At 61.0% G+C, this 11,786-nt stretch carries 10 protein-coding genes and 1 pseudogene; 3 read left to right on the forward strand and 8 right to left on the reverse strand.

The window, feature by feature from the left end:
• Positions 1 to 37 precede the first annotated feature (37 nt).
• The 6 genes from ACZ9H3_RS01745 to pchA all read right to left on the reverse strand — a co-directional run bounded on the left by ACZ9H3_RS01745 (position 38) and on the right by pchA (position 5,283).
• Positions 38 to 442, reverse strand: a complete 405-nt coding sequence (locus ACZ9H3_RS01745) for a hypothetical protein (protein WP_476219221.1) — start codon at positions 440 to 442, stop codon at positions 38 to 40.
• A 260-nt stretch (positions 443 to 702) separates the two neighbouring features.
• The gene (locus tag ACZ9H3_RS01750; protein WP_065760038.1) at positions 703 to 1,074 is read right to left on the reverse strand and encodes a c-type cytochrome; all 372 of its coding nucleotides are present in this window, start codon (positions 1,072 to 1,074) and stop codon (positions 703 to 705) included.
• 60 nt (positions 1,075 to 1,134) lie between these two features.
• Positions 1,135 to 2,703: an FAD-binding oxidoreductase gene (locus ACZ9H3_RS01755; RefSeq protein WP_476219223.1), complete on the reverse strand. Its 1,569-nt coding sequence runs from the start codon at positions 2,701 to 2,703 to the stop codon at positions 1,135 to 1,137.
• 12 nt (positions 2,704 to 2,715) lie between these two features.
• Positions 2,716 to 3,408, reverse strand: coding sequence for a hypothetical protein (locus tag ACZ9H3_RS01760; RefSeq protein WP_065760040.1), 693 nt, complete (start codon positions 3,406 to 3,408; stop codon positions 2,716 to 2,718).
• Positions 3,409 to 3,418: 10 nt separating this feature from the next.
• A complete protein-coding gene (locus ACZ9H3_RS01765) occupies positions 3,419 to 3,754 on the reverse strand; it encodes a c-type cytochrome (RefSeq protein ID WP_065760041.1) in 336 nt (111 codons plus the stop codon).
• Between the two features lie 53 nt (positions 3,755 to 3,807).
• Positions 3,808 to 5,283 (reverse strand): 4-hydroxybenzaldehyde dehydrogenase, encoded by a 1,476-nt coding sequence (pchA, locus tag ACZ9H3_RS01770; RefSeq protein ID WP_476219226.1) that lies wholly within the window; start codon positions 5,281 to 5,283, stop codon positions 3,808 to 3,810.
• 557 nt (positions 5,284 to 5,840) lie between these two features.
• Between pchA and ACZ9H3_RS01775 the strand changes: the two are divergent.
• Positions 5,841 to 7,693: pseudogene (locus ACZ9H3_RS01775) on the forward strand (sigma 54-interacting transcriptional regulator).
• Positions 7,694 to 7,769: 76 nt separating this feature from the next.
• Here the strand turns inward: ACZ9H3_RS01775 and ACZ9H3_RS01780 are convergent.
• Both ACZ9H3_RS01780 and ACZ9H3_RS01785 read right to left on the reverse strand, forming a co-directional pair.
• Entirely contained in the window at positions 7,770 to 8,705 is a 936-nt protein-coding gene (locus tag ACZ9H3_RS01780) for a SphA family protein (RefSeq protein ID WP_476219228.1), read from the reverse strand.
• A 220-nt stretch (positions 8,706 to 8,925) separates the two neighbouring features.
• Positions 8,926 to 9,816, reverse strand: coding sequence for a helix-turn-helix domain-containing protein (locus ACZ9H3_RS01785; protein WP_065761945.1), 891 nt, complete (start codon positions 9,814 to 9,816; stop codon positions 8,926 to 8,928).
• Between the two features lie 202 nt (positions 9,817 to 10,018).
• On the opposite strand from ACZ9H3_RS01785, the gene pobA reads away from it, so the two are divergent.
• Together pobA and tatA are read left to right on the forward strand one after the other, a co-directional pair.
• Positions 10,019 to 11,206: a 4-hydroxybenzoate 3-monooxygenase gene (pobA, locus tag ACZ9H3_RS01790; protein WP_065761944.1), complete on the forward strand. Its 1,188-nt coding sequence runs from the start codon at positions 10,019 to 10,021 to the stop codon at positions 11,204 to 11,206.
• 63 nt (positions 11,207 to 11,269) lie between these two features.
• Positions 11,270 to 11,506: a twin-arginine translocase TatA/TatE family subunit gene (gene tatA / locus ACZ9H3_RS01795; protein WP_476219232.1), complete on the forward strand. Its 237-nt coding sequence runs from the start codon at positions 11,270 to 11,272 to the stop codon at positions 11,504 to 11,506.
• Positions 11,507 to 11,786: the final 280 nt, after the last annotated feature.

Here is an 11,786-nt window from a genome sequence, read left to right on the forward strand (position 1 = left end):
GAGCGTGCGCTGCAGCTGCCGCACTCGCGCAGGGCCTTCAGGGGGTGAGGGTGGCGGCGGGGTAGAACAGGATATTAAGGACGAAGAGCATTACCCAGAAGCCGATTTCCAGGGTTTCGGTGATCGGTTGGATACGCTTCAGTGCGCCATAGACATGCACGGCGAACATCAGGCCGAAGACCATGAACAGTAGGTCGAAGGCGTAGCTGTAACTAGTGCCGGTCATGACCGAACGCAGCATGGCGGCTTCAATGACCAGAATGAATGCGCCAAGGCAGCGTCCGAAGTAAATGGCCAGGTGCTGATGGTCCGGGATCGTCCAGCGCATGGCTTTGGCCCAGGCAATAGGCGCAATGAAGATCGGCAGCGCGAAGAAAAGCGTGGTCACGATCATCAGGGTGGCGATGTATTCCTTGCTGTATTGCGCATAGTAGCCAAGCATCGACGAACTCCTTGTTCCGATGGCGCAGTGAAGCGCCACTCAATCGCTGTTGTTGTTATGGAGGGCCTGTTCTGCGCGGCAAGAATTGCGATCGGCCTGTCGGGCTGTCAAGCACACGGGGGCTTTCCAGTACCAAAGAGGCAGGGGGTACGACTTAAGGTGTGGGCGGCAACAGGGTGACCAGATGCGCGATGGTCCTACCGACGGCAGAACCTACGGAAACGCTGCGCTGATGGTCACCCTGGTGGCCCTGAAGGCGCTTACTTCAAGGTTTTCAGGTAAGCGATCAGGTGTTGGCGGCTCTGCGCGTCTGCCTGGCCGGGGAACATCATCATGTTGCCCGGCAGCAGGGTGGCAGGGCTGCTCAGCCATTTGTCCAGGTTGGCTTCATTCCACTGCAGCTTGGCGCCTTGCAGTGCGGCAGAGTAGCTGAAGGCGGGTGCTTGGGCGCTGGCACGGCCGAACACGCCATGCAGGCTTGGGCCCATGAGATTCTTGCCCGCTTCGGGGCTGTGACAGAAGCCGCACTGGGCGGTGAACAGGGTTTTGCCCTGGGCGGCGTCGCCCTGAGCCAGGGCCAGAGGGGCAGCCAGCAGCAAGGCACTGGCAGCGAACAGTTGCGCGTAGTTCATGGTATTTCCTAGCGGTAAAAACCGCCCCGCCGAGAGGTGCCGGCGGGGCATCAAGAGCAATCAGAACGGGTTGGCGAGGTCGATGCCCGACTTGCCTGGCGCCAGAATGTTGTTCGGGTCCAGGGCACGCTTGAGTGCATGCTCAACCTTGCGCTTCACCGGGCCGTAGCTCTGCGCCACACGCTCCTGGAAGGCGGTGTTGACGCGGTACACGGCGTAACCTTCGCTCTCGAACACATCCAGCAGTTCGGCGAAGCAGGCGTTAGCGCGCTTGGTCTCTTCCGGGTTGGTGCGGTCGTACAACACGTCGATGACGTGGTGCATGTCGCGCCAGCCGACGATGAACTCGCCGACATAGTCCAGGCCATGCTTGTTGAGGATCTTCTTGGCCAGCGCCTGCTGCTTGTTGCACTCGCTGCCACGGGCCTGGCTCACCGGGGCGAACCACATCGAACCACCGCCGCCACGCCAGTTGTACAGGCCGAATTCCTGCAGGTTTGGCACACCCGACATCAATTGCGCGCGGTACTTGAACGGCTGGGTGTCACCGGCTTCTTCCTGGGTGACGATGCGGCCTTTGCCCAGCTGTTTCAGGGCGCCGGTGACGATCTTCCAGTTCACATCGACCTGTTCCTGAGTGCCGTAGAGCGCGGCGTACACGTTCCAGGCACCGAGGTTCTTGTCTTTCTGGATCTGCTTGAGGATCGCGTCGGAGGTCGCGCCCGGCTCAGTGGTGTAGTCGGCACGGCGGGTGTTGCAGGTGGAGGCTTCCCAGAGTACGCCGGCGATGACCACCGAGTTCGGGATGACCTGGGCAATACGCAGGGGGCGGATGAATTCGACGATCTCAGCGATGTCCGACTCGTTCTCGAACTTGATCTCGAACGGCTTGAACACTGGTGGTTTTGGCATCAGCCAGAAACCCATCTTGGTGCAGATACCATAGTTGGCCTGGGTGAACATGCCGTCCAGGGTTGGGCCGTAGCCCCATTTGAACACCTGCCAGGCCTTGTCGCCCTTAACGCCGCCCATGCCGGTACGGTAGACGTCACCGTTGGCCAGTACCACTTCCATGCCGCACTGCATCAGGAAGTGTTCACCGTAGGGGGTGTAGCCCACGCCACGGTCCATGGTGTTGCCCAGCGGGCCGGCGATGGCCGACGGCGCGGAGAACGACAGCATGAGCGGCAGTTTGTTTTCCTGCAGGTAGTCGTACAACTGCTGGTAGGTCACGCCCGGTTCGACCAGTGCCGTACACAGCTCTGGGTCGACATGCAGGATCTTGTTCATCTTCTTCAGGTCGAGGATCACCTGGCCGCGTTGGCCTGGCGCCGCCGAACCGTAGCCGAAGTTACGGCCGGTGGAGATGGTCCATACCGGAATCTTGTGTTCGTTGCAGATCTTCACCACGCCTTGCACCTGCTCGACGGTGGTGGCGGTGACGGCGGCGGATGGCGTGTGTTCGGCGTTGTCCACGGCCATCATGATCTTGGTGTAGGGGATCAGTTGATCGTCCTTGACCAGAACATTGTCCTCGCCCAGCAGCTTACGGAACTTGGCGATGGCTTGTTGGAAGTTGGCAGCATCGACGCCGCGCGGGAGCAGGGTGTTGTTGGTTTGCTCAGTCATCTGTTAGCTCCTTCAAGCTTCGATCGAGAACGAAACGAAATTGCCGGTCAACGGCGATGGGCGGCTGGCCACCAGAGGTGCCTGTCCGCTGTCGGCGCTGCCCATTACTGCCAGGGCGTAGCCGAGCGTGGCGGCCCATTGCTCGGAACCGGCGCGGTTACGGCTGGCGGCGCCCATCTGCAGGGGGGCTTTGTTGCCATGCAGGCGCTGCTCGCTGAGGCTGAACCCGGTGCCACAGGCGTTCAACTGCAGGCCCAGCTGCGGGGCGCAGCCGCTGGCCGCTTGGGCACTGAGCAGGCGGTGCTGCGAGGCGGTGGCCGTTGCGTTGTGCTGGCCCAGCCATTGCACCCGGGCACCTGTGCTGCGCGCCAGGTCTACGATCAGCGCGGCGCTGGCATCGTCGACCAGGCCAATGATGCGTTGCGGCTGGCCACTGCGCAGGCGCTTTTCCAAGCCGAGGATGAAGTCCAGGCTGAGGTCGGTGCGCTGCACACTGACCTGCCTGGCGGCTGGGCTGGCGTTGATCCCCTGGAGGAAGGCCGACTCAGCGACATTGCCACTGACCAAGGCCAGGGTTGGCAGCGCCGGCCGGGCCTGGCCGCCGAGCATGGTGTTGGCCATGGCCAGGCTGGAACTGCCCATGGCAACACCGGCCAAGCCGCCCAGGGCCATACCCTTGAGCAGGAAACGACGTTCGACGTTCATGACGCGCTCCTTAAGGTTTGGCCGCTGGCGCAGACGCTTTGGAAATGTAGTCGGCGACCTGTTGCAGCGAGTTGTCGTCGATGAACGAAGCGGGGAAGGCCGGCATGGCGCGGAAGCCGTTGCGCACCACGGCGGTGATGTACGCCGGTGGCAGTTGGCGACCCTTGATCACCGGGCCGACCTTGTTTTCATGGCAGTGGCCGCAAACCTTGGCGTAGACGTTTTCTCCGCCTTTCCAGACGCCATCACCATCGGCGGCGGCATTACCGGCAAGCACAACAAAAGGCAGGGCGAAGCAAGCAGCGAAAGTCCGTTTCACAGCTGAGCTGTTGAGGAGTGATGACATTTCGTACTCCATTTTTTTATTGGTAGGTTGGTTCATGGGAGCCTTGGGCCGGATCAGAATGGATACGGACGAGGGGCGTGTTGCAGGGTGATCCAGTGATCAGTGGTGAACTCTTCAATGGCCCAGTCGCCATTGAAGCGGCCAAGGCCGGAATTCTTCTCGCCACCGAACGGTGCGTTGGGTTCGTCATTGACCGGGATGTCGTTGACGTGGGTCATGCCGGCATGAATACGCTGGGCGAACTGCACGCCGCGCTCCAGGCTGGAGGTGAACACCGCGCTGGACAGGCCGTACTCGCTGCGGTTGGCCAGCTCCAGGGCATGCTCGGCATCACGGGCGGACTGAATGCCGACCAGTGGGCCAAAGATTTCTTCCCGGGCGATCTCCATGTCGGCGGTCACGTCGCCGAACACGTGCGGTGGCATTACATTGCCCTGGGCTTGTGCGCCGACCAGCTGCGTGGCGCCTTCGGCGATGGCCGTGTTGATCTTCTCCTGCAGGCCGGCCAGTTGCTTGGCGTTGATCACCGGGCCCACCACGGTTTCGGCCTTGCTCGGGTCGCCGTAGGGCAGGGCTTTGACGCGCTCGACGAAGCGGCGGGTGAAGGCTTCCAGCAGTGGCTGCTCGACGATGATGCGGTTGATCGCCATGCAGATCTGCCCCTGGTGCAGGAACTTGCCCACCACGGCGGCATTGACGGCCTGCTCGACATCAGCGTCGGCCAGGACCACGAACGGGCTATTGCCGCCCAGCTCGAGGGCAACGTGCTTGAGGTGTTCGCCGCCGCTGGCAATGCGGCCGATGTTGCGCCCAACCTGAGTGGAGCCGGTGAACGAGATGAACGCCGGTACCGGGTGCTCGACAAAGGCATCGCCGATTTCTGCGCCAGAACCCACAACCACGCTGAGTACGCCAGCTGGCAGGCCGGCTTCTTCGAAAATACGCGCCAGCAGCAGGCCGCCGGTGACCGGGGTATCGCTGGCCGGTTTGACCACCACAGCGTTGCCCAGGGCCAGGGCGGGTGCCAGTGAGCGGGCGGTCAGGTGCAGGGGGAAGTTCCACGGGCTGATGACACCGATCACGCCCAGTGGCATGCGGTAGACGCGGCTTTCCTTGCCCGGGATGTTCGACGCAATGATGCGCCCGTGTACGCGGCTCGGCAGGCTGGCCGACTCCAGGGTGATGGCACGGGCGGCGCCCCACTCGATCTGTGCCTTGATGCGAGTACTGCCGGACTCCCGGATGATCCAGTCGATGATTTCTTCGCGGCGTTCGTCGAAGATCTTCACCGCATTGAGCAGCACCTGGGCGCGCGCGGCGGGCCCTTTGCTTGCCCACTCGGCCTGGGTTTCGCGTGCCTTGCAGTAGGCCGCGTCCAGGTCTTCACGATTGGCCAGGGGAATGTCCAGCAAACGCTGTTGGGCGAAGGGGTCGAACACTTCCAGCGAGCGACCGGCGCTGCCGGCACGCCATTCTCCGGCGAGCGGCTGCAAGTCAAGGTTCTGATAGGCAGGGCGAGTAGCGGTCATGATGTTCTCTCTTATAGAACCGAAAGGTCATCCATCAGCGGCTTGAGCGCCGCTGGCCGAAGGCTTCCGGCTGGTCGTGGTACGCAGGGTTACGGTTCAGCCTTGAAGCTGATGGAGGGCACCGAGGGCACTGTCCGGGAGGTCGCACAAGGAGATTAGCCACACCGGCAAGGTGCAGCGGGTGTCAAGCGCGAAGTGGGCAGTGGTCATGTCGGGGTCACCTGTATTTTTTTTATCGATGTGCACGTGACCTGTGACTAACAATTATCGTGCCACGCGGCTTGAAATTAATTTTTCCCTTTTAAAACAGTATCTTGCGAGAATTTTCAGGCGCAGCAGGATGTCGCGGGCAGGAGGGTTTGAAGCGGCAGGTGCGGAAATTTATGCAGAGAAGTCGCAAGCTGTCGAAAGCTCGGCAGTGCGCTGAATGAAGAGAAATTGTGCGGTTATCGGACGAAAGTGCCTGAAGGGGGGGGCTAGTCGTCTGCCTGCCGATTGACCCGACGGGGGGGCTGGGCATACTGAAAGGCTACTTATCTGCCTTCTGTTGATTGCCTATGACTCGTACAACAACAACCAGCAAGACCGGCCGTCCTGCGGATGAGGATTTTCTCAAGCAGTTACTCGGTCGACAGAAGCGCCTGATCGTTGATCGGGCCAGCCAGTTCGGTGCCAGTGGTTTGCCTTCCGCTGAACAACTGGCTGAAACCGTGGCCTTCGCCCCACAGGATGGCAGCATCTGGCTGTGCGGCCAGCGCATGATGCTGCTGCAGGGCTCTGCGTTCGGGGCTATTCGCCGTGAACTGATTGACGCGTTGGGGTTTGACAAGGCGCGTGGCTTGCTCACGCGTATCGGCTGGCAAGCCGGTGCACGCGATGCTGCGCAGGTCAGCGAGCAATGGCCCGAGGGTGATCACGCCAGCCTCTACAGCGCCGGGCCGCGGTTGCATATGCTTGAGGGCATGGTCAATGTCGAGGTCGTGCGTTTCGAGATCGATTCCAGCGCCGGGCACTTCTACTCCGAATTCCTCTGGCACAACTCCCTGGAGGACGATGAACACATTGCGGTCTACGGTTTGGGTGGCGAACCGGCCTGTTGGATGGAGATCGGCTATGCCAGCGGCTATGCCTCGTCGCTGCTCGGGCGTCTGGTGGTCTTTCGCGAGGAGGAGTGCCGCGCCATGGGCCACCAGGCCTGCCGCATCGTCGGCAAGCCGGCCGAGCAGTGGGAGGATATCGACGTCGACCTGGCGTATCTGGACGCGGGCGACTTCCTGAGCCGCAGTGCCTACAGCTCAGGTACCGAGACGACCCTCGCCGAGCTCGACGTACCGCCTGAGGGTAAACAGCTGGTGGGGATTTCCGCTGCCTTTGTCGCGGCCAGTCAGCTGTTGCAACGCGTAGCACCGACACCCAGGCCACAGTCCTGCTGACCGGCGAGTCTGGCGTGGGCAAGGAGTTGTTTGCACGTACCTTGCATCAGGCCAGTTCGCGGCACCACACGCAACTGGTGGCCTTGAACTGCGCAACCCTGCCAGAGAACCTGGTGGAGGCCGAGCTGTTTGGTGTCGAGCGCGGGGCCTTCACCGGGGCTGACCGTTCGCGGCCCGGGCGTTTCGAGCGGGCTGATGGCGGTACCTTGTTCCTTGATGAAATCGCCACGCTCAGCCTCAGTGCGCAGAGCAAGATTCTGCGTGCCTTGCAGGAAGGCGAGATCGAGCGGGTAGGGGGTACGGCGCCAATCGCGGTCGACGTACGGGTGATCGCCGCCACCAACCTGGACTTGCGCCGTGAAGTCGAAGCCGGACGTTTCCGTGAAGACCTGTTCTATCGACTGAACGTCTTCCCGATTCACTTGCCGCCGCTGCGTGAACGTCGCGAAGATATTCCGCTGTTGATGAGCTACTTCCTGCGTATCTTCAGCCAGCGTCATGGTCGTCAGTTGGCCGGTTTCAGCACGCGCTTGGTCAATGCACTGCTGACCTACCGTTTCCCGGGCAATATCCGCGAGCTGCAGAACCTTATCGAGCGCGGTGTGATTGCTGCTGGTGACGGCGAGGTGATGGACGTTGTGCACCTGACCGAAGCCGGGGCGCCGCTGATGGCGACGGCGATCGGCCTGACTGCCGAGGGGCGTCTGTCGGCGACGCGAGCCGCTGAGGGGGCTGTATCGCCCGTCTCGGAGCCTGCCGTTGAGCCTGTGGCCGATGGTGCGGCCGAGGAGCCGGCGTTGGCGAGCCTGCAGGACTTTGTCTCGGGACGCCAGCGGGTCTTGAGCACCTCGCTGGAAGAGATCGAACTGCGCCTGGTGCGCCTGGCGCTGGAACGCTCCGGTGGCAATGTGACTGCAGCCGCACAGATGCTCGGCATGAGCCGAGCTCAGGTCAGTTACCGCCTCAAGGGTGGTTGAAGTCCTGTAATGCGATTAAAAACGCCCCGCAACCTGTACGGTTCGGGGCGTTTTCATTACGGCCTGCGGGGGCGGCTCACAGCGCGGTGGTGAACTTCAGCCAGTATGTCTGGCCTTCGGCGCGGTTGCGCACGCTCGATTCGTCCTGCCACTTGGCACTCAGCGACCAGCCGTTCTTGCTGGTGTACTGCACTGCAGGGCCAATCGAGAAGGAGCGGCCACGGTTGCCGTCGTTGGCGTCAACCAGGGCTGCGGCTGCGCAGTTCGAGGCGCTGCATTTGTCATCGCTGATCTGCTGATAGGCGTGGCCGCCGACACCGAGTACCCAGCCGTTGCCCAGGCCCCAGCCGAGGGTGTAGTCCGCATGCAGTTCGCGGCCAGACTGGTAGTGGGTGTCCTTGTTCTCGAAGTTGTAGTCGTGCATCAGGCGCACGTCGACATTGAAGCCGTTGGGGTCCATGTAGGTCATAGCATACACGGCCTGCACTGTGTAGTAGTTGTTGCCCAGGTTGACCAGGTCGTTCTTGTCGTACTCGCTACCGGTAGGCAGCACGAAGTCGACGCCCACGGCAGTGTGGAACTTGTCACTGTGGTGGAAGCCGATCACCGGGCCGAGGTGCGCGTCACCGATGCCGCGCTTGTGGTCGTGCGGACCATTCTTGACGTTCAGGCGGATATCGTTGAGTGGCAGCAACGCATGAAAGCCGAGGTTGCCACCTAGGACCTTCTGCTCGGTAACCCAGACAAAACGTGGAACGATGGTGGTCACGCGCAGGTCGATGTCAGCCGCTTTGTCGCCGGCGTTGTCGCGCAGGGTGTCGGCCAGGTAGTTGCCGACGAACACCTGGCCGTACGTGCCAGGTGGCGGCAGGATACCCATACCGTAGTTTTCGATGCCCATCGGCCAGGATGAGATACCGCCTTCAGTGGCCTGAACCTGTGAAGCCGTGCTGGCCAGCAGAAGGGCAGCAGTGAGCGCAAGGGGTGTGGCGAGGGTGAATTTCTGATGCATGAGAGGGTCAGCCTTATTGTTATGAGTCATGCGCAGAGGGTTTTATGCCGCTGCGCAAGGGGGACGCCTCTCAACTACCGTGCCAGTTTTTAATTTTATTTTTTAGCCTTTAAAATCAATAAGTTATGTTTTTAATGCCTAACGTTTCTGCGCCTTGCATGCCTGAAAGTGGCGGTATTTATTAAGAAAATTCGGCTGATTGCGAAAAACTCGCGGGTGTTCAGGCGCCGCTTTCGTGGTGCCCGGCCGCTTGGCGGAATGCGTTAGGGGTCTGGCCACTGAGGCGGCGGAAGAAGCGTGAGAAGTAGGTCGGGTCGCTGAAGCCCAGGCTGTCGGACAACTGGCTGATGCTCATGGTGGTGTAGATCAGGCTGCGCTTGGCTTCCAGTAGCAGGCGTTGGTGAATGATCTGCAGCGCTGTCTGCCCGGCCAGTTCTCGGCACAGGGTATTGAGGTGCACGCTGGAAAGGCCGACACGGTGGGCGAAGTGCTCCACTGAGAGATGCTCCCGGTAATGCTGTTCCACCAGCTTGATAAAGCTGCTGAGCAATTGCTGGTTGCGTTCGCCACGGCTACTTGGTTGCCTGTTCTGCAGGCCTTGGCGGCTGATCCAGACCATCAGCACATTGACCAGGGAGTGCAGCAGCAGGTCGCGTGCTGGCGCGCTGCCTTCATACTCCTGGTGCAGGGCTGTGAACAGGGTATTGAGGGTACGGCGATCACGCCCGACCGGGTAGCAGCCGGACGATGCCAGGACGGTCAGTGGCGCACCCAATTGTGCCTCCAATTGCGCGACCAGTGGCGCACCAAGGGTGAGTACGTAGCCCTCGATATTTTCTGAAAACTGAAAGCCATGCACGGTCAGCGGCGGCGTGACCTGGATCGACGCTTCCAACACCTTTGTACGCCGTCCCTCGACCTCGACCATCGCTTGGCCACGCTGTACGTAGAGCAACTGGAACAGGTCGGCGTGACGGTGTGGCTTGATCTCCCAATGGTGCAGGCTACTGCGTTTGGGGATCGACTCGCAGTGCAGCAGGTCCGGGGTTGGCCATGCCTGGTTTTCACCGTACAGCTTGAATACGGGGATGCTGGGAAGGCTGGTTTTCATCGTGCGAAGCGACCTGGCGGGTGTGGTTAGAGGGGTGTATTGGTTCGTTCGATAATCGAACCGTATTTTCAAAAGTGCAATTCATGGGCGAAATATCACCTTTTTTTCCAGTTTTTGTAAGTAAAAATGCAGGGGCCAAATAAAACAATAACCTCCAGTCGTTGCCCGAAACCGGCTGGAGTGCCCATGTGAGATCACAGTAATGAAAACTCAGGTTGCGATTATCGGTGCCGGCCCTTCTGGACTTCTGCTGGGTCAACTGCTGCACAAGGCTGGCATCGACAACATCATTCTTGAACGTCAGACACCGGACTATGTGCTCAGTCGCATTCGTGCCGGTGTACTGGAGCAAGGCACGGTGGACATGCTCCGTGAAGCCGGTGTTTCCGAGCGTATGGACGCCGAGGGCCTGGTTCACGACGGCGTTGAGTTGCTGGTTGCCGGTAAGCGCATTCGCGTTGACCTCAAAGCGCTGACCGGTGGCAAGACCGTGATGGTCTATGGCCAGACGGAAGTCACCCGTGACCTGATGGACGCTCGCACTGCCAGCGGTGCGCCGATCATCTATTCGGCCGAGAATGTGCAGCCGCACGAGATGAAGGGCGAAAATCCTTACGTCACCTTTGAAAAAGGCGGCGAAACCTACCGCATCGATTGTGACTACATCGCCGGTTGCGACGGCTTCCACGGTGTTGCCCGCAAGAGCATCCCGGACGAGATCCTCACCCATTACGAGCGCGTGTATCCATTCGGTTGGCTGGGCCTGCTGTCAGACACCCCACCGGTCAACCATGAACTGATCTATGCCCACCATGACCGTGGTTTCGTCCTGTGCAGCCAGCGCTCGCTGACCCGCAGCCGTTACTACCTGCAAGTACCGCTGACCGACAAGGTCGAAGCGTGGTCCGATGAACGCTTCTGGGATGAACTCAAGGCACGTCTGCCGCAGGAAGTGGCCGACAAGCTGGTGACCGGTCCATCGCTGGAGAAGAGCATCGCCCCGTTGCGCAGCTACGTGGTTGAGCCGATGCAGTATGGCAAGTTGTTCCTGGTGGGCGACGCGGCTCACATCGTGCCACCGACCGGCGCAAAAGGCCTGAACCTGGCCGCCTCCGACGTGTGCTACCTGTACCGCATCCTGGTCAAGGTCTACAAGGAAGGCCGCACCGACCTGCTGGAGAAGTACTCGGAACTGGCGCTGCGCCGTATCTGGAAAGGCGAACGTTTCAGCTGGTTCATGACCAACCTGTTGCATGATTTCGGCGACCACAAAGACGCCTGGGACCAGAAGATGCAGCAAGCCGACCGTGAGTACTTCCTCAACTCCCATGCCGGCCTGGTCAATATCGCCGAAAACTACGTCGGCCTGCCTTACGAAGACGTCGAGTAATCAGCGTGTTGGGCGCCCGCAACCTGGGTGCGGGCGTTGCACTGTGCAAACGGAGACTGAATCATGGGTGTGTTTGACTGGAAACACTGGCTGGTAGTGTTGGTCGTGGCGGTGCTGCTGTTTGGCAGCAAGCGCCTGAAGCACCTGGGTGCTGACCTGGGTGAATCGATCAAGGGATTTCGCCGTTCGGTGAACAGCGAGGATGATGTACCGGCGCCGGCAGTCGCGTCGGCGCGGGTTGAAGGTGAAGCCCGTGAGGCTCAGCACGCCGCACGCGAGGAACACCCTGGCAACCGCTGACTGACGCCTCGCTGAAACCATCGCAAGCTGTAGGAGCCGGGCTTGCCCGCGATGCAGGCGCCGCGCACTCACGGGCATCCCACCGACGCCATCGCAGGCAAGCCAGCTCCAACAGAGCCTGCGCCAGCCTGTAGGAGCCGGGCTTGCCCGCGATACAAACGCCGCGCACTCACTGACACCCCACCGACGCCATCACAGGCAAGCCAGCTCCAACAGAGCCCGCGCCAGCCTGTAGGAGCCGGGCTTGCCCGCGATGCAGACGCCGCGAGCTCACTGACAC

Source organism: Pseudomonas sp. TE3910, assembly GCF_056279025.1.